The following is an 18,479-nucleotide window of genomic DNA, read 5'->3' on the forward strand; positions in this document are numbered from 1 at the left end:
GTATGCCTGACGTGCTATTCGGCCCCAGCGGGGCCACGTGTTTATAGTCCTAAAGTGCAGATCAATAGGCTCCGTAGGTGCCTCCTATTGGAATTTTAGGTTAGCGAATTTTGTGGGTTAACTTTAACCTGAAAGGGACTCTAGGGGGACAGAAGGGGCTGTCTCCCTGAGCATCGTCGAAGGGTCGAGCGCAGAGGCCTGCCCACCATGCTTCGACGGAGCTTAGCATGACACCCTTTGAAGAGGGCAAAAATCCGAAATCGAACATCCGAATTCCGAAATCCCTTCTTCCTCCCTGTAAACCCTTTGTCAATAATATATTAGACAATTGTTACTCAACGAGTAAAACTGTACCTTTGCGGTAAATTTAGAGGGACACTTGATTCATGATGTTGAACGCAGACTACCAGGAGAAGTTTCAGTCGAGACATATTGCTCCAAATGAGGCCGATACGGCAAAAATGTTAAAAGCTATCGGTGTTAATTCACTGGATGAATTAATAGCGCAAACCGTGCCTGACAGGATCAGGTTGAAAGCTCCGCTTAACTTACCACCTGCCAAAAGCGAATTTGATTACTTGAACACTTTGAAGCAAACCGCTTCTAAGAACAAAGTTTTCAAATCGTACATCGGTAAAGGTTATTACGATGTGATTGTGCCGGGTGTAATTCAACGCAACATTCTGGAAAATCCAGGTTGGTACACGCAATATACCCCATACCAGGCCGAGATTGCTCAGGGCCGCTTACAAGCGCTGCTTAATTTCCAGACCATGGTTGTTGACCTTACCGGGATGGAAATTGCCAATGCTTCGTTATTGGATGAAGGTACTGCCGCTGCCGAGGCGATGTTTATGCAATACAGTCTGCGTAAAAACAATAACGCGAATGTATTCTTCGTATCGGAAGAACTGTTCCCTCAAACTATTGATATTTTAAAAACCCGTTCAGAGCCTTATGGTATCGAACTGCAAATAGGCGACCACCGTACAGTAGAATTAACCGAAAAGATGTTTGGTGCTATTGTACAGTACCCGGCTGGTAATGGCGCGGTTTATAACTACACCGACTTTGCCGCCAAAGGGCACGAAAAAGGCATTAAATTAACCGTTGTTGCCGATATCATGAGCCTGGTGCTGTTAACGCCTCCGGGCGAATGGGGTGCCGATATTGTAGTGGGTTCGTCCCAGCGCTTTGGCGTACCTATGGGCTTCGGAGGTCCTCACGCCGCGTTTTTTGCTACTAAAGAAGAATATAAACGCTCTATCCCGGGCCGTATCATTGGTGTAACTATTGATAGTGCCGGTGACTACGCACTGCGTATGGCACTGCAAACGCGCGAGCAGCACATCCGCCGTGATAAAGCAACTTCAAATATTTGTACCGCACAGGCTTTACTTGCTATTATGGCTGGTATGTATGCTGTATATCATGGTCCGCAAGGTGTTAAATTAATTGCCGAGCGTATCCATGGTTTGGCTGTTTTGTTAGCTAAAGCTCTTGGCGAATTAGGTTACGAGCAACTGAACGAATGGTACTTTGATACGTTGAAGTTTGATGTTGCCCATTTAGCTGGCCCTATCCACTCAGAAGCTTTAAACAACGAAATGAACCTGAACTATAACGGTTCGGTGGTTACCATTTCGCTTGACGAAACTACCTCTGTGGAAGATGTTAAAACCCTGGTTAGGTTTTTTGCCAAAGTAAAAGGTAAATCGCTTACCGATGTTAATATCGATGAGCTGAAAGCCGGTCTGCAAACGGTTATCCCAACCAACTTGCAGCGCCAATCGGCTTACCTGACTCACGCCATATTCAATACGCACCATTCAGAGCATGAAATGCTGCGTTATATCAAATCATTAGAAACCAAAGATCTTTCGCTTTGCCATTCCATGATTGCTTTGGGTTCATGTACCATGAAACTGAACGCCACTACCGAAATGGTTCCGGTTACCTGGGCCGAATTTAGCAAGATACACCCTTTTGCCCCTGCCGATCAGGTAGGCGGTTATATGCAGCTGTTTGACGAGATCAACAACTGGCTGAGCGAGATTACCGGTTTTGCAGCCATGAGCTTACAGCCAAATGCCGGTGCACAAGGCGAATACGCTGGTTTAATGGTTATCCGCGCTTATCATCATGACCGTGGCGATCATCACCGTAACATCGCTTTAATTCCATCTTCGGCTCACGGTACCAACCCTGCATCGGCAGCTATGGCCGGTATGAAGATCGTGGTAGTAAAATGCGACGATAACGGTAACATCGATGTGGCCGATATGAAAGCCCGTGCCGAGCAATATAAAGATGAACTGTCCTGCTTAATGGTTACCTATCCATCTACCCACGGGGTATTTGAGGAGTCGATCATCGAGATATGTGAGATTATACACCAGAACGGCGGCCAGGTTTATATGGATGGCGCCAACATGAACGCGCAGGTAGGCCTTACAAGTCCGGCTAATATCGGTGCCGATGTTTGCCACTTGAATCTGCACAAAACCTTCTGTATACCACATGGTGGTGGTGGTCCGGGTATGGGTCCTATCGGTGTGGCTAAACATCTGGTTCCTTATTTACCAGGCCATGCTGTGGTTGATATCGACAGGGGTAAATCTATCCACGCAGTATCCGCGGCTCCATGGGGCTCGGCTTCTATCCTAATCATATCACACGCATATATAGCTATGATGGGCGGCGATGGTTTAACCAATGCCACACGTTATGCTATTTTGAACGCTAACTATATCAAAGCACGTCTGCAGGATCACTTCCCGGTACTATATACCGGTGCTAATGGTCGTTGTGCGCATGAGATGATATTGGATTGCCGCTCATTTAAAGTATTTGGTATCGAAGTAACCGATATTGCTAAACGTTTAATGGATTATGGTTTCCATGCGCCAACTGTATCGTTCCCGGTTGCGGGTACGGTGATGGTTGAGCCTACCGAATCGGAACCAAAACATGAACTGGATCGTTTTTGCGATGCTATGATCGCTATACGTCATGAAATTGCTGATGTGGCCGAAGGCGTATCAGATAAAACAGATAATCCTTTAAAAAATGCCCCGCATACAGTTGCCGTAATTACCGGCAACGAATGGGAGCATTCATATACCCGCCAAAAAGCGGCATTCCCGCTTCCTTATGTGGCAGCTTACAAATTCTGGCCATCTGTGGGCAGGGTTAATGATACCCACGGCGACCGGACATTGATATGCTCATGCCCGCCGCTGGAAGATTACGCTTTTGAAGAAAGCGCGATTGAGTAATGATAAATGTGCAAATTTCAGATGTGCAGATTTGCAAATGAAAGGCAATCAAGCAGGCAAATTTTAAATGTGTAGTTGGTTTAAAGATCATCTGCACATTTGAAATTTGCATATCTGCACATTTATTTAATTACTGAATTGCTGATTTATTGAATTAGTGGTTTTTTATACCTCCGGAACCTCATTTGCATATCTGAATATCTTCTCTTTTTAGTCATTTAATCTTTAATCGGTCATTTTATTCACTGGTTTTTTCTGTGATATTGTTTGCATGTGTATTGAGCTTTCAATACACCAATGACTTTTTTTGGGGTAATTAAAATATGGTTTTGGCGTTTTAATTATTTGATTTTTAGCTTTTTTAGCAGTATTTTTATTTTTGAGAGGAAATTTGCTGAAACGCTATTGAAAAAAATCGATACACTTTTATCTGATGTTTTTACTGAAAAAAGCGGATGGGTATAAAATAAACATACCACTTTTGGGTTATTAATACATCCTGTTAAAACAATACCTGGCTTAACACTTTATAGGAATATAACTTTTTAATTTCACGTAGCGTATAAGTACATCTATTAACAAAACACATCTATTTTAAATGCCTTATGACCATTAATGATAAACCTGTGAGTGTGTTATTGATTGATGATGATGAGATCAATAATTTCATCTCCATTAAATTAATAAAAAAAGCGTTGCTTAATACGGAGATCATGGCGTGTTTAAACGGAAAATTCGCCATTGAACAATTATCCGATATACAACGGAAAGATCCTGCAAAAATGCCTGATTATATTTTGCTGGACATTAATATGCCTATTATGAATGGCTGGGAGTTTTTAGATGAGTTTAAGCGCCTGAATATCGATCCGCAGGGTAAAAGCAAGATCTATATCATTTCATCATCGGTATTTAGTAATGATATCAACAAGGCCAAATCGTACCCGCTGGTAAAAGACTTTATATCAAAGCCTCTTAATGTCGAAAAAATAAAAGAGCTTTTTGAAGTAGGTGCTCATAACTAAGCGGGCTCAACTTTAAAATGTTCGTCATTACGCGTTACACTTCCAATAGCAAATGATTTAGCATGATAAAACAGGCAGATCCATCCTTCTTCGGCTGCCTTTTTTCCGTATTCCTCGCGTAACTGCATCGCTTTACGGCCATCCATATCATATTTGGCAATAAATTTTCTGATCAGCTGCTCAGGTTCGGGTAGCTCATCTCCCCCAAAAAATACTTTTTTACCTTCCAGCTCTATCCAGAATACCTGGTGGTAAGGGCAGTGTCCACCTGAGTGTTCATATCTAATGCCCGGCTGCAATTCACCGCTGCCCTCCACAAAAGTAATATTGACTCCCTGGAGCGCTTCAAATATTTCTTTATGATAGGATGAGGATTTGCCTGCCAGTCCGGTTTCCCATTCCTGGCGTTGTATCACATGCTGTGCCTGCGGAAAGCTGGGTACCAGTTTGCCGTTCCGCTCTACAACCAAACCGCCAGAATGATCATAATGCAGATGCGACATCAGCACCAGGGTTACATCCTCCGGGTCAAAACCCGCATTACGTATATTTTGGTGCAGCAATAATTCATCCCGTGTATCCTTAAAACCAAGACCGGTATCCAGTACAATCAGGTCATGATCTGTTTTGATCAGGAAGGGGTTAACGTGGATAAATAACGATGCCGGACGGTCTTTCGGATTGTCGGTTTGAGGATCAAAAGGAATAAATTTCTTGCTTGCATCAACCGAATATGAGCCCTCACCTAACGCGAAAATTTCCATGTTTTTTAGTATCAAGTAATTAGTATCAAGTATCAAGACGAAAAACTTCTACAAGTATTCAAAAATCTTGATACCTGATACTCGCTACTTGATACTAACTATAGTTATCTTTACTGTTTTTATTTGCAAATGTATGAATAAACGCTGGACGGTAAGGGATAATGCTGATGATGAAGTAGTCAAAAAATTAGCTGCCGATCTGAATATTGATACCGTTTTAAGTACCCTGTTGGTTAACAGAGGAATAAGCACGTTTGACGAGGCCCGTTACTTTTTCAGGCCCGATATTTTGCATCTGCATGATCCTTTCCTGATGAAGGATATGGAAAAGGCTATTGAACGGATTGACGATGCCATAGCCGCCGGTGAAAAAATGCTGATCTTCGGTGATTATGATGTGGATGGCACTACTGCTGTTGCTACGGTATATAGCTTTTTTAAAGAGCGATACGAAAACCTGGAATATTATATCCCCGATCGTTATAAGGAAGGTTATGGGATATCAACCCAGGGCATTGATTATGCTGCCGATAATGGTTTTACCCTCATCATTGCGTTAGACTGCGGTATTAAATCGGTTGATAAAATTGATTATGCCAATACGCGTGGAGTAGATTTTATTATTTGTGATCACCACCTTCCGGGTGCAGAGCTGCCCGCAGCCATAGCCATACTTGATCCCAAACGCAACGATTGTGAATATCCATATAAAGAACTTTCGGGTTGTGGTATTGGCTTTAAGCTGATACAGGCTTATGCCGAAACGCACGATATCCCCTTTGAGGAGGTGGCCCGTTATCTGGACTTGGCAGCCATCAGTATCTCCTGTGATATTGTACATATTACCGGCGAAAATCGTACACTGGCTCATTTCGGTTTGCAAAAAATTAATACAGATCCTTGCATGGGGGTAAAAACCCTGGTGGAAATTGCCGGCAGAACGGGTAACAATCTTAGCATATCAGATGTAGTGTTTTTGCTCGGTCCCCGTATTAATGCCGCCGGCAGGATAGATGATGCCAAACACGCGGTTGAATTGTTGATTTCCTGTGACGAAAAGTTGGCCCGCGAAAAAGGCATGATGATCAACACCCATAACGCCGAACGTAAGGGGCACGATCTGGATATTACCGGCGAGGCTTTAAATATGATTGATAGTGACGAGGAGTTGATCGGCCGTAAATCAACGGTGGTTTTTAATGAGCACTGGCATAAAGGAGTTATAGGTATTGTGGCATCACGCCTTACCGAAAAATATTACCGGCCAACCATTGTGCTTACCCGTTCTAACGGGCATGTGGCAGGCTCGGCACGCTCGGTATTAGGATATGATCTTTATGAGGCTTTGTGCGAGTGTAAAGATCTGCTGATACAGTTTGGCGGGCACAAGTATGCAGCCGGCCTGACTATGGAGCCCGAAAATGTGGAAGCCTTTAAAGCACGCTTTGAAGAAGTGGTTAGCGCCACCATAGCACCGGAACAATTGATACAGCAGATACAAATTGACGCCGAATTACGTTTAAGCCAGATAGAACCCAAATTTTTCCGGATCCTGAACCAGTTTGCACCGTTCGGGCCCGAGAATATGTCGCCGGTTTTCATCAGTAAAAATGTGTATGTTAGTGGCAATGCCGCTTTGGTGGGTGCTGCCCATATTAAAATGTCGGTGATGCAGGAAGGCACGGCAGCGTTTGATTGTATCGCCTTTAATCATGGCGAATACCTGCCGCAGTTAAAGCCTGGCGTACCGTTTGACATCTGTTACAGCATTGAAGAAAATGTATGGCGTGAAAGACGCACTATACAATTGAACATAAAAGGAATAAGGATTTAAGTCAAAATTAAAAATTCAAAAGTCAAAAATTGATCGGCTTTTGAAATATATATGTAAGTTGAAGCTTAAGTTGGAAATGTGTTTTTTTGACTTTTGAATTTTGACTTTTGAATTTACAACATGATTTTAAGAGCAGACCATTTAGTAAAAAAATATAAACAGCGTACGGTTGTTAACGATGTATCTTTTGAGGTATCGCAAGGCGAAATTGTAGGTTTGCTTGGGCCAAATGGCGCCGGTAAAACTACTTCGTTTTATATGATCGTGGGTTTGATAAAACCCAATGAGGGCCTTATCCACCTGGACGATCAGGATATCACCCAGGATCCGATGTATCGTCGGGCGCAAAAAGGTATCGGTTACCTGGCCCAGGAGGCCTCGGTGTTCCGCAAGCTTTCTGTGGAAGATAATATTAAAGCGGTACTGGAAATGGGCAAAATGACCAAAGAAAGGCAACGTGATAAACTGGAAGAGCTTATTGACGAATTTAGCTTACACAAGGTTCGTAAAAACCGGGGCGATCTGTTATCAGGTGGTGAACGCCGTCGTACCGAGATTGCCCGCGCCCTGGCTGCCGAACCCAATTTTATTTTACTGGATGAGCCCTTTGCCGGGGTGGATCCTATAGCGGTGGAGGAGATACAGGCCATGGTGGCTAAACTAAGACACCGTAACATCGGTATCCTGATCACCGACCACAACGTACAGGAAACATTGTCTATCACCGACCGGGCTTACCTGCTTTTTGAAGGCAAGATACTGGAATCGGGCGTTCCGGAGGTACTGGCCGAAAATGAAATGGTGCGTAAGGTTTATCTGGGAGCGAATTTTGTTTTGAAAAGAAAAGTATTCCCGCAATAAGAATCAAGAGGTAAGAGTCAAGAATTAAGAAAAATAATAATGTGCTGGCAGAGCTTTTAAGATTAACTTATTTTTTTCATATCTTGATTCCTGGCTCTTGACTCTAATATCTTGATTCTAATTTCTTGACTCTCTACTATGACGATCTTTAACTCTGTATTTACCTGGTTTATGAAAAAGCGTATCCATCAGATAGAGCTTTTTATGAAGTACCCCAACGAGGTGCAGGAGGAGTGGTTTGAGCAACTGATATCCGGTGCCGAAAATACCGAATGGGGACGCAAATACCAGTATAAAAGCATCGAAAACCTCAACCAGTTTAAAGAACGGGTACCTATACAGAGCTACGATACACTTAAACCCTACATCGAGCGCATGCTCATGGGCGAAAAGAATGTACTGTGGCCCTCAGAAATTCGCTGGTTTGCCAAATCATCCGGTACTACTAACGACAGGAGCAAGTTTATTCCCGTGAGTGAGGAAGCGCTGGAAGAATGTCATTTTAAAGGCGGTAAAGACTTGCTCACCATTTATTTTAATAACCAGCCTAATGCCCGTATGTTCACCGGGAAGATATTGACACTTGGTGGCAGCCACCAGATGAGCCAGCTGAGTGCCGATACTTCTTTTGGCGATCTTTCGGCGGTGATCATGAAAAACCTACCCCTTTGGGCCGAGTTTCACCGCACCCCCGATCTGGACATCGCCCTGCTGGAAAACTTTGAGGAAAAAATTGAAAAGATAGCCCAGGCCACCAAAGATGTAAATGTAACCAGCATCAGCGGGGTACCTACCTGGAACCTGGTGTTGTTTAAACGCATACTGGAGATTACCGGCAAAAAAAATCTGCTCGAAATATGGCCCAATCTGGAAATGTATTTTCACGGGGCAGTTAATTTTACCCCCTATCGCGAGCAGTTTAAAGCGTTGATCCCAAGCGATGATATGTATTACCTGGAGAATTACAATGCCTCAGAGGGCTTCTTTGGTATTCAGGATACCAAAGAGCCGGGAGATATGCTACTGATGCTGGATTATGGCATATTCTACGAGTTTTTGCCCTTAGAGAATTTGCATGATGAGAACCCTAAAACGCTTACACTTGATGAGGTGGAACTGGATAAAAATTATGCCCTTATTATAACTACCAACGCCGGTTTGTGGCGTTATATGATTGGGGATACCATCCGGTTTTCGTCGCTGTCGCCTTTCCGGATACAAGTAACCGGACGTACCAAACATTACATTAACGCTTTTGGCGAAGAGGTGATCATCGATAACGCCGAGCGTGCTCTGGAAGAAGCCTGCCGTCAAACCGGCGCCATCATCAGGGAATACACTGCTGCCCCTGTTTACTTTAATGGTAATGATTGCGGGGCGCATGAATGGATCATTGAGTTTGAAAAGAAACCGGCTGAATTTGAACGTTTTGTTGATCTGCTTGATGAAACCCTGCGCCGTATCAACTCTGATTATGATGCCAAGCGTTTTAAAGACATGGCCCTGCGCCGCCCCATTGTACGCCGTGCACCCGAAGGCACTTTTTTCAACTGGATGAAAGAAAAAGGCAAACTGGGCGGTCAGCATAAAGTACCCCGTCTGGCCAACAATCGCGAATACATTGACACCATCTTAAAAATGATGGAACCGGTGGGGAGTTAGAGTTAAGAAATTAGAATCAAGAGATAAGAGCATGTTTTTATCGCGCATAGCGCAAGTCTTGTGTGCGGGCCTGCGGGGCTGATGACTTGTGCATGTATCCAGGCATTGAAGTCACAAGTCAGCCTTTGCTCACAAAGGCACTGCACAAGACTTGCGCCAAAAAGGGGAAATCTTCTGCATAATGCAAAGTTTTAATTGCAAATCGTAAAAGATTTCTCCTCGTACCTCGTTCGAAATGACAGTCGTTTAAACCTGCTGATGGGATGCTGAAACAAGTTCAGCATGACTCTCTATTTATAATATTCCGACACAAAAAAGCCCTGCATAAATGATATGCAGGGCCCATAGTAATATGATAATAGGTCAGTTACGACATTTTAAGCTTTTTTTGAATGTCGGCAACATAACCCTTAAATTTCTTATCGGTATCAATAAGATCCTCAACGGTTTGGCAGGCGTATATCACGGTAGAGTGGTCGCGGCCTCCAAAGAAGTGACCGATGGACTTTAATGAACTTTTGGTGTGGGCTTTGGCCAGGTACATGGATATCTGACGGGCCTGTACAATCTCGCGTTTGCGGGTTTGTGATTTTACCATTTCAATAGGTACTTCAAAATACTCGCAAACCAGGCTTTGGATATACTCCATCGAAATTTCTTTGGATGAGTTTTTCACAAAGTTCTTCAGCATTTGCTTGGCCAGGTTCAGGTCGATCTCCTTGCGATTAAGTGTCGACTGGGCCAGCAGGGATACCATGGCGCCTTCCAGCTCACGTACATTGTTATCAATGTTGTGGGCTACATACTCAATCACATCATTTGAAAGCTCAATTCCATCCTGATAGATCTTGTTTTTGAGGATAGCCATGCGGGTTTCCAGATCAGGGATCTGCAGATCGGCAGATAAGCCCCATTTAAATCTCGAAAGCAAACGCTCCTCTAAACCGGCCAAATCTTTAGGTGCTTTATCTGATGTAATAATCAGTTGTTTGCCTGATTGGTGTAAATGGTTAAAAATGTGGAAGAAGAAATCCTGTGTTTTTTCTTTACCGGCAAAGTTGTGTACATCATCCATGATGAGTACATCAATAGCCTGGTAAAAGTTCACAAAATCATTAATGTTATTGTGTTTAAGCGCGTCAACAAATTGCTGGGTGAATTTTTCGCACGATACATAAAGTACCAGTTTATCGGGCAATGAGCGCTTTATTTCGTTACCGATGGCCTGGGCCAGGTGGGTTTTACCTAAGCCAACACCGCCATATATCATTAAAGGATTAAAAGAAGTACCACCGGGTTTTGCAGCAACGGCATAACCGGCAGAACGGGCTAAACGGTTGCAATCACCTTCAACAAAGTTTTCAAAGGTGTAATTCCTGTTTAGCTGCGGATCTACATTTAATTTTTTCAAGCCGGGAATCACAAAAGGGTTTTTAATGTCCTTGTTGATCGAGATCGGGATCGGCATTGACTGATTTTTGGACTCGGCACCATTTCCGTTCGAAGGCATATTAGTGGTGTATGGTTTACTTGATGATTGCTCCACAACTATATTATACTCTAAACGTCCTTCGTCGCCTAATTGTTTTTTGATTGTTTTGCGTAGTAAACCTACATAGTGCTCCTCGAGCCACTCGTAAAAGAATAAACTTGGTACCTGTATCGTCAGAACGCTTCCTTCCATGCGTAAAGCTTTTATTGGCTCGAACCAAGTTTTAAAGCTTTGTGCTGGTATGTTATCTTTTATGATCTGGAGGCAGCTATTCCAAACAGTAGTACAGGTTTTTTCCATATAGATATTAGTAATATATTGATTTCCAACCCCCAGCGAAACAATTTTTGGGCCTGCTACGGAACATCGAATATTGCCAAAAAAAGCTTATAAAAAAATTAAATTTTCACTTTTTTGGTAAATAAATTTCTGGCATGATAATCAGCTTTTTAATGAAAAAAAGTCATTAAATATTGATTTTTACGGCAAAAATTGCAATTATATTTCCGTTAGTCCCAATTAATATGAACCGATTAATTTAATAAAAAATCAGGATAATTACCAGGGGGATAATTATTTTTTATACGGTGGCGTGTCACAATAGTTGAGCCAAATTGGTGTTTACACAACTGTTAAAAATTAATGTTCTGGTATACTGGTAAATAAAATATAGCTCTGGTTTTATTTATCAGTATTAAGGTATAATGGCTGTCTGTAAAAAATTACATCATGTGTTAATATCCATCACTAATTTGGCGCAGTGTATCAGTAATTTCCCCCAGCTGGGTGGGCTTTGCCGTATACCTGTTCCTTCTGATGCGTCCAGATGCGTTGATGAAATTTCTTTTCGGCCAAGAGGTTAAAATAGTTCTTCTATATCCTGCCGTACCAGGCCGGTAGCTATTTCATAAGGATCCTGCTCTTGTTTGCTTAAGTGAATCAGTATGGTTTTGCTCATTTCGGTACCGGAAGCATCCGGTGGGAGGGCCTTCATGGTATTGTTTACCAGGGCCAGTGTATCGTCCTTTACCCTTTTTACTACGTTCCATACTCTAACACTCACATAAATTTGCTGGGTAACATTATGCTGAAACTCGTTCCTGATCTCGGTAACAACCATCATATGCAATTCGGCTGCCGACAGGCCCGATGCATTAAGGCGGATAAGCATACTGGCGGGATTAACCCTTTCGATAAATAAGATGACGCGTTCATAAGCCTGCAGGCGTAAGGGCAGCGTTTGGCTGCTAACGGCTCTTTTGAGCTCCAATACCTGTATTTGTTCGGCTTTATCCAGATATGGCTTAAATAAATATAGGGCTACCCACACTACCCCAATGCCGGCAACGGTATATTTTAAAATATCAAGTATATAGGGTAGTGTTTGCATGTTTTATAAAATGTTAAACTGAGGTCATAAAATACCGGTTGCAACAAAAATCTACATTTTACATTATATTTGTATAGTTAAATAAAAATAAGATGAGTACTGCTGTTGAAATTGCACCGGTAACCTTTACTCCAGGAGCCGTTAAAGAACTTTTTAAATTAAAGGATCAGCAAGAGATAGGCGACGATTTTGGCCTGCGTGTTGGTGTTGAAGGTGGTGGCTGCTCAGGCATGAACTATGTGCTGGGCTTTGATCAAAAAAAGGATGGCGATCAGGAATATGATATTGACGGTATAAGAGTATTTATGCATAAAGCCCATGGTTTGTACCTGGCGGGTATGCAGATTGATTTCCAGGATGGTTTAAATGCCCGTGGCTTTACCTTTAATAATCCCAATGCCGCCAGTACTTGCGGCTGTGGTACTTCCTTCGCGGTATAAATTCCATATTTAAGATATTATGAAGAGGCAGCCCATGGGTTGCCTCTTTTGTTTGTTATTTTATTTCATCAATAGTTTTCCTGATCCAGTATGGAACCGCACCCTCACCATAGCCCTGGCTGTTAAACCTGATGATGCCATCTTTATCAATCACCAAGCTTGCCGGGCATTGGTCAACACCATAATAGGCAAACAATGACATAGAATCACCAACGATGTGGTACTTAAACGGCGATACTTTCAAAAAGCGCTCAATGTTTTCGGTTTTGTCTAAAGAAATTCCAATAAACACAACATCCTTACGGTTTTGATATGCTTCGGCTACACGGCTAAGTTCAGGCATTTCATACCTGCATGGCGGGCAGGCTATAAACCAAAAGTTTAATACCACAATTTTCCCTTTCAAATCGGCCGATCTGATCAGGGTGCTATTTACTTCCTTCATATCAAAAAAGGTAAAGGAATTTCCGGTTTTAAAAAACTTGGTTTCCTCTGGTTTAGGGGCTTTAGCCATCTCTTTATTTTCGGCAGCTTCATCCCTTTCGGTCAGTACAAAAGCGGTGCTGTCGCTATCATGTTTAACAGGGTTTAATTTGTATTTACCCGTTGCCATCAATTTGCTCCAATCCTGATAAGTGTATTTTTTGCCCTGAACATTGGTAACTATTGTGTTTTCATTAAACCCCAATTGTTCAATAGGGCGTGTGATATCAATTTGAGCCTGAGCGCTTAAAGTAAAAATGAAAACTATAGTGAATAGTAGTAGGATTTTCTTCATTGATAAGGTTATTTTGAGTTGAAAATAGATTATTGTTATTATACAAACAAGCAAGTTGTGTTATTATTTATTATAACGGTTGAGTTTCCTGTAACAAAATGATACAGTGCACAGTCAAACCGCAAAGTTTTTTTATTTTTATACCATGCCGGTAAAAACGTCCTACAAAGAAAATGTCTCTATTGCATTACAATCTATAGCCGGCAACAGGCTGCGTACATCGTTAACCTCGCTCATTATTGCTATAGGTATTATGGCCCTGGTAGGTATTTTAACCGCTATTGAGGGTATACGGCAGTTTACTAATGACGCCTTTGCCGATTTGGGTGCCAATTCGTTCACTATTCAAAATCGTGGCGAAGGACTAAACTTCGGTAATGGCGGAAATCATAAAGCTTACCCGGCAGTTAGTTACGACCAGGCTGAACGGTTTAAAAATACGTTTAAATTACCTGTTTTAACCGCCATCAACCTGGATGTTACAGGTACAGCAGTGGCTAAGTACGGAAGTGAAAAAACAAACCCTAATATTTCTATTTCGGGATCCAATGAAAACTACCTGGCTACCAGCGGCAAAAAATTATCCTTCGGGCGTAATTTTTCATCATCAGAGTTGGAACACGGTGCCAATGTGGTGCTTATTGGTGACGAAATCAAATCAAAACTTTTTAAAAAGGAAGACCCCATCAATAAGTCGCTTTTTATTGGGAGTAATAAATACCGCATAGTTGGGGTGATTGCCTCCAAAGGGTCCAGCTCATTTGGTGGCGACAAATTCTGTATCATACCTATTTTGAAAGCCAAGCAAATAGATACGGTACGTAACATCTCCTATACTATAACTATTAAGGTTGCCAATCCCGGAGCCCTTGATGCATCTATTGGTGAGGCTACCTCTTTATTCCGTAACATCCGCGGCCTCAATATCGCCAACGATACTAATTTTGATATTACCCGAAGCGATTCTATACAGAAGGAACTTTCGGGCCAGTTAACGGGTATTACAATCGCGGGTTTCGCCATAGGTATCATTACCCTCATCGGGGCGGCCATCGGGCTCATGAACATTATGCTGGTATCGGTTACCGAACGTACGCGTGAGATAGGGGTACGTAAGGCTATCGGCGCTACCCCTGCGGTAATCCGCAAGCAGTTTTTAATTGAAGCTATTGTGATATGCCTTATAGGCGGGGCCGTTGGTATATTATTAGGAATGGCCATAGGTAACCTGATAGCTGTTCAAATTAGCGGAACGTTTGTTGTGCCATGGGCATGGCTGTTTTTTGCAGTAGTACTATGTACTTTTATCGGTCTGATATCGGGCTATTATCCCGCAAAAAAAGCCTCCAGGCTTGATCCGGTAGAGGCGTTGAGGTACGAGTAGAGAAAGGAAACAAGAAATAAGAGTCAAGAATCAAGAAGGTGAAGGTTGAGTATAACTTCCTCTGTCTTGATTCTTGACTCTTATTTCTTGCTTCTATTTAAAGCAGCAAAGTATTTTTCAGCGGGTAATCAAAGAGTAGTTTTTCGACGTAAGTAGTACGCAGGGCCTCCTTTAAGGCAGCAGCGTGTTTGGGATGGTGCATGTCACTTGATATAAAATCAATCAGCTCATTATCGATCAGGCTTTCGGCCATTTTCTTTGATTCGCGGCCATAATACCCGGTTAGTGAAATAGTATTCAGCTGAAAATTACAACCCCAGGTATGCAGGTTTTTAAACTGTTCCAAATCCATGTAAGGATATCTTTCGGGGTGGGCCAGGATAGGTTTATAGCCCATGTCGTTCATTTTTTGAATAACAGGTATGGCGTTTGGCGGTTTATTGATGAACGAAAACTCAAATAAGGCATAGTTATCGCCCATGGTAAGCAGTTTGCGTTCTTCTACACGGGCTTCAAAGGTTTCGTCAAAATAGTGCTCAGCGGCTGCTTCAACGGTTATATCAATGTTTTCTTTTACCAGTTCGGCCTTTAATATATTAAGCGCGTTATTAATGGTTTCAGGGGTGTTCCTGTAAAAATCAACCATGATATGCGGGGTGGCAATAATCTTTTTTATGCCCAGCTCCATCATCTTACGAATCAGGATAATAGAGTCTTCCGGCGTTTTGGCACCATCATCAATTCCGGGCAATACATGCGAGTGCATATCAACCATGATGGAATCATAGTTAAAGTGTGCATGTCTTTTTTCCGGTTTCTTTTTAAATAGCCCAAACATATTATTCGCAGTTAATTATTGCTCTGGCACTCAAGCCCACGGTGCGGTTAACGGTTAGTATACTGTTCACTATAATATTGCTGATAATGGCCCGATGTAACGTTTTCCAGCCATTCTTCATTAACCAGGTACCAATCAACAGTTTTTTCAAGACCTTCTTCAAATGTTATGCCGGGTACCCATCCTAATTCATCTTTAAGTTTGGATGCGTCTATGGCATATCTTAGATCGTGCCCTGCCCTGTCTGTTACAAAAGTGATCAATTTAGCCGATTCACCTTCGGCCCTGCCCAGTTTCTTATCCAATATAGTACATAACAAATTGATGAGGTCAATGTTCTTCCATTCGTTATGACCGCCGATATTATAGGTTGATCCGGCTTTGGCTTTATGAAAAATAAGGTCGATGGCGCGGGCATGATCTTCTACCCAAAGCCAGTCGCGTATGTTCTCGCCTTTGCCGTATACAGGTACAGGTTTGTTTTGTTTAATATTATTAATGGCTAATGGGATCAACTTTTCTGGAAAGTGGTAGGACCCGTAGTTGTTTGAGCAATTGGATAGTATGGTGTCCATACCATAGGTATCCTGGTAAGCTCTCACAAAGTGATCGGAGCTGGCTTTTGATGCCGAATATGGTGAATGTGGGTCATAGGCTGTTTGTTCGGTAAACATGCCATCATCGCCCAGGGTGCCATAAACCTCATCGGTTGATACGTGGTAAAAACGGGTTTGGTCATAACGGCCCTTCCAGTTTTCGCGCGCGGCATTAAGCAGGTTAACGGTGCCCACCACGTTGGTCATTACAAATTCCAGCGGACTTACAATGGAACGGTCAACATGCGATTCTGCTGCCAGGTGTATCACCGCATCAGGTTGCTCGGTGGCAAACAGTTCGTTAATAAATGCAATATCAACAATATCGCCTTTTACAAACCTGTAATTAGGTTCGTTTTCAATATCAGTCAAGTTGGCCAGGTTGCCGGCGTAAGTGAGCTTATCTAAATTGATAATGGTATAGTCAGGATAGTTTTTTACAAAACGGCGCACCACATGTGATCCTATAAAACCAGCACCACCAGTAATAATTATTTTTTTCATCGGTAGAATATTAATAGGCACTAATTGCAATTAGTGTTTGTTTTTTATAAAGGATTTTGTGATATGTATTTTTCCCATTCCCAGGCTGATAGCATCATGGTTTCAATACCCAGTTCGGCTTTCCAGCCCAGTTTATTAGTTGATTTGGTTACATCTCCCCAAACTTTTTCTACATCACCCGAGCGACGAGGGCCAATCTGGTAATTTAATTTTACACCGGTGGTGCGTTCAAAGGCGTGTATCACCTCTAATACGGTACTGCCATTGCCGGTGCCAATATTAAATACATCATAACCGGTAAAGCTTTCTTTTTCGGCCAGTTTAAGGGCGGCCACGTGTGCTTTTGCCAAATCAACTACGTGTATGTAATCACGAACACAGCTGCCATCTGCAGTGCTGTAATCGTTGCCAAATACGGTTAGCTTTTCGCGTTTGCCCATAGCGGTCTGCGTAATAAAAGGTACCAGGTTTTGCGGTACACCGATAGGCAGCTCGCCTATCAATGCGGTTTCATGTGCTCCTACGGGATTAAAATATCTTAGCGATATTACTTTATAGTTACTGCCCGAAGCTACCATATCGGTCAGGATCTCCTCGGCTATCTGTTTGGTATTGCCATAAGGTGATTCGGCTGGTTTTACAGGTGCGTTCTCGGTAACTGGTAATATATCTGGCTGTCCGTAAACGGTGCAGCTTGATGAAAAAATAAAACTCAGGGGTTTGCCGTAATAAGCTTCCAGCAAATTGATGAGGGAATAAAAATTATTGCGGTAATATTTTAATGGTTTTTGTACCGACTCGCCCACTGCCTTGAAAGCGGCAAAATGAATAATACCATCAATATCAGGCTCTTTAATGGCCAGTTCTTTTACGCTATGCTCGTCGCTCAGATCAAGTTTATGGAAAACGGGCTTGTAGCCTATTATCCGGGCTATCTGATCCAGTATTTTAGGATCGGAGTTCGACAGGTCGTCAACAATAACAGGTTCGTAGCCTGCATTTACCAATTCAACAACGGTATGTGAGCCAATAAAACCCAAACCGCCTGTTACTAATATCTTCATTTTAAGTAGGTATGTTATTTATTATAGTACGCAAAATCCTTGTGGTTTATTTCTTTTTCGGGTAGGGATTTAAAATAATCTAAAGTGATCTTTAAGCCTTCGCTTCGGGATACTTTAGGCTCCCAGCCTAAAATGGCTTTGGCCTTGGTGATATCGGGCCGGCGTTGTTTAGGGTCATCAACCGGCAACGGCAGGCTGATGAGTTTTTGATCGGTACCGGTTAGCTTGATGATCTCTTCGCCAAACTGTTTTATCGTGATCTCATCGGGGTTACCGATGTTAACCGGCTGTGCATAATCACTGTGCAGCAGACGGTAGATGCCTTCAACCAAGTCGTCCACATAACAAAATGAGCGGGTTTGTGAACCATCGCCAAACATAGTTAATGATTCGCCCCTTAAAGCCTGGCCAATAAAGGCGGGTAATACACGCCCGTCATTTAGCCGCATACGCGGGCCATAAGTGTTGAATATCCGTACAATACGGGTTTCCAGTCCGTGAAAGGTATGATAAGCCATGGTAATGGCTTCCTGGAAACGTTTAGCTTCGTCATAAACGCCCCGTGGCCC

15 protein-coding genes are annotated in these 18,479 nt (G+C 42.6%); 7 read left to right on the plus strand and 8 right to left on the minus strand.

The genetic code is table 11. From position 1 onward, the window contains the following. Positions 1 to 386 precede the first annotated feature (386 nt). On the plus strand, positions 387 to 3,278 hold the full coding sequence (gcvP, locus tag BW976_RS07070) for an aminomethyl-transferring glycine dehydrogenase (RefSeq protein ID WP_139332224.1): 2,892 nt from the start codon (positions 387 to 389) through the stop codon (positions 3,276 to 3,278). A 605-nt stretch (positions 3,279 to 3,883) separates the two neighbouring features. Continuing rightward, positions 3,884 to 4,303: a response regulator gene (locus tag BW976_RS07075; RefSeq protein ID WP_076371791.1), complete on the plus strand. Its 420-nt coding sequence runs from the start codon at positions 3,884 to 3,886 to the stop codon at positions 4,301 to 4,303. On the opposite strand, the gene BW976_RS07080 is transcribed toward BW976_RS07075, so the two are convergent. After that, positions 4,300 to 5,067: an MBL fold metallo-hydrolase gene (locus tag BW976_RS07080; protein WP_076371793.1), complete on the minus strand. Its 768-nt coding sequence runs from the start codon at positions 5,065 to 5,067 to the stop codon at positions 4,300 to 4,302. The two genes, BW976_RS07075 and BW976_RS07080, sit on opposite strands and share 4 nt — an antisense overlap. A gap of 133 nt (positions 5,068 to 5,200) precedes the next feature. Between BW976_RS07080 and recJ the strand changes: the two genes are divergently transcribed. From recJ to BW976_RS07095, 3 genes are all read left to right on the plus strand, one after another. Further along, positions 5,201 to 6,901, plus strand: a complete 1,701-nt coding sequence (recJ, locus tag BW976_RS07085) for a single-stranded-DNA-specific exonuclease RecJ (RefSeq protein ID WP_076371795.1) — start codon at positions 5,201 to 5,203, stop codon at positions 6,899 to 6,901. A 120-nt stretch (positions 6,902 to 7,021) separates the two neighbouring features. Continuing rightward, positions 7,022 to 7,762 carry an LPS export ABC transporter ATP-binding protein gene (lptB, locus tag BW976_RS07090; RefSeq protein ID WP_076371797.1) on the plus strand — a complete coding sequence of 247 codons (741 nt, stop codon included), beginning with the start codon at positions 7,022 to 7,024 and terminating at the stop codon, positions 7,760 to 7,762. Positions 7,763 to 7,900: 138 nt separating this feature from the next. After that, positions 7,901 to 9,424 (plus strand): GH3 auxin-responsive promoter family protein, encoded by a 1,524-nt coding sequence (locus tag BW976_RS07095; protein ID WP_076371799.1) that lies wholly within the window; start codon positions 7,901 to 7,903, stop codon positions 9,422 to 9,424. Between the two features lie 367 nt (positions 9,425 to 9,791). Here the strand turns inward: BW976_RS07095 and dnaA are convergent, their stop codons facing one another. Further along, the gene (gene dnaA / locus BW976_RS07100) at positions 9,792 to 11,216 is read right to left on the minus strand and encodes a chromosomal replication initiator protein DnaA (protein WP_076371801.1); all 1,425 of its coding nucleotides are present in this window, start codon (positions 11,214 to 11,216) and stop codon (positions 9,792 to 9,794) included. A 559-nt stretch (positions 11,217 to 11,775) separates the two neighbouring features. After that, positions 11,776 to 12,306, minus strand: coding sequence for a DUF7935 family protein (locus BW976_RS07105; RefSeq protein ID WP_076371803.1), 531 nt, complete (start codon positions 12,304 to 12,306; stop codon positions 11,776 to 11,778). A 92-nt stretch (positions 12,307 to 12,398) separates the two neighbouring features. Here BW976_RS07105 and BW976_RS07110 point away from each other — a divergent pair, with 92 nt between their 5' ends. Then, complete coding sequence (locus tag BW976_RS07110) at positions 12,399 to 12,746, plus strand: HesB/IscA family protein (protein ID WP_076371805.1); 348 nt, start codon at positions 12,399 to 12,401, stop codon at positions 12,744 to 12,746. Between the two features lie 55 nt (positions 12,747 to 12,801). On the opposite strand, the gene BW976_RS07115 is transcribed toward BW976_RS07110, so the two are convergent. Next, on the minus strand, positions 12,802 to 13,524 hold the full coding sequence (locus BW976_RS07115) for a TlpA family protein disulfide reductase (RefSeq protein WP_076371807.1): 723 nt from the start codon (positions 13,522 to 13,524) through the stop codon (positions 12,802 to 12,804). A 106-nt stretch (positions 13,525 to 13,630) separates the two neighbouring features. Between BW976_RS07115 and BW976_RS07120 the strand changes: the two genes are divergently transcribed. Continuing rightward, positions 13,631 to 14,908: an ABC transporter permease gene (locus BW976_RS07120; protein ID WP_317042924.1), complete on the plus strand. Its 1,278-nt coding sequence runs from the start codon at positions 13,631 to 13,633 to the stop codon at positions 14,906 to 14,908. A gap of 97 nt (positions 14,909 to 15,005) precedes the next feature. Here the strand turns inward: BW976_RS07120 and BW976_RS07125 are convergent, their stop codons facing one another. The 4 genes from BW976_RS07125 to BW976_RS07140 form a co-directional block, all read right to left on the minus strand. Continuing rightward, positions 15,006 to 15,746 (minus strand): tyrosine-protein phosphatase, encoded by a 741-nt coding sequence (locus BW976_RS07125; RefSeq protein WP_076371809.1) that lies wholly within the window; start codon positions 15,744 to 15,746, stop codon positions 15,006 to 15,008. 47 nt (positions 15,747 to 15,793) lie between these two features. Then, positions 15,794 to 16,846, minus strand: coding sequence for a dTDP-glucose 4,6-dehydratase (rfbB, locus tag BW976_RS07130; RefSeq protein WP_076371811.1), 1,053 nt, complete (start codon positions 16,844 to 16,846; stop codon positions 15,794 to 15,796). Positions 16,847 to 16,890: 44 nt separating this feature from the next. Then, positions 16,891 to 17,910 (minus strand): UDP-glucose 4-epimerase GalE, encoded by a 1,020-nt coding sequence (gene galE, locus BW976_RS07135; protein WP_076371813.1) that lies wholly within the window; start codon positions 17,908 to 17,910, stop codon positions 16,891 to 16,893. Between the two features lie 14 nt (positions 17,911 to 17,924). Further along, on the minus strand, positions 17,925 to 18,479 hold a 555-nt coding region (locus BW976_RS07140), incomplete at its 5' end, for a GDP-mannose 4,6-dehydratase (RefSeq protein WP_139332225.1).

The organism is Mucilaginibacter lappiensis (assembly GCF_900155965.1).
In the GTDB taxonomy this organism is placed as follows: Bacteria; Bacteroidota; Bacteroidia; order Sphingobacteriales; family Sphingobacteriaceae; genus Mucilaginibacter; species Mucilaginibacter lappiensis.

Coding starts and splice junctions, on each gene's coding strand:
- gcvP (WP_139332224.1), top strand. CDS start 387: ATGATGTTGAACGCAGACTACCAGGAGAAGTTTCAGTCGAGACATATT.
- BW976_RS07075 (WP_076371791.1), top strand. CDS start 3,884: ATGACCATTAATGATAAACCTGTGAGTGTGTTATTGATTGATGATGAT.
- BW976_RS07080 (WP_076371793.1), bottom strand. CDS start 5,067: ATGGAAATTTTCGCGTTAGGTGAGGGCTCATATTCGGTTGATGCAAGC.
- recJ (WP_076371795.1), top strand. CDS start 5,201: ATGAATAAACGCTGGACGGTAAGGGATAATGCTGATGATGAAGTAGTC.
- lptB (WP_076371797.1), top strand. CDS start 7,022: ATGATTTTAAGAGCAGACCATTTAGTAAAAAAATATAAACAGCGTACG.
- BW976_RS07095 (WP_076371799.1), top strand. CDS start 7,901: ATGACGATCTTTAACTCTGTATTTACCTGGTTTATGAAAAAGCGTATC.
- dnaA (WP_076371801.1), bottom strand. CDS start 11,216: ATGGAAAAAACCTGTACTACTGTTTGGAATAGCTGCCTCCAGATCATA.
- BW976_RS07105 (WP_076371803.1), bottom strand. CDS start 12,306: ATGCAAACACTACCCTATATACTTGATATTTTAAAATATACCGTTGCC.
- BW976_RS07110 (WP_076371805.1), top strand. CDS start 12,399: ATGAGTACTGCTGTTGAAATTGCACCGGTAACCTTTACTCCAGGAGCC.
- BW976_RS07115 (WP_076371807.1), bottom strand. CDS start 13,524: ATGAAGAAAATCCTACTACTATTCACTATAGTTTTCATTTTTACTTTA.
- BW976_RS07125 (WP_076371809.1), bottom strand. CDS start 15,746: ATGTTTGGGCTATTTAAAAAGAAACCGGAAAAAAGACATGCACACTTT.
- rfbB (WP_076371811.1), bottom strand. CDS start 16,846: ATGAAAAAAATAATTATTACTGGTGGTGCTGGTTTTATAGGATCACAT.
- galE (WP_076371813.1), bottom strand. CDS start 17,910: ATGAAGATATTAGTAACAGGCGGTTTGGGTTTTATTGGCTCACATACC.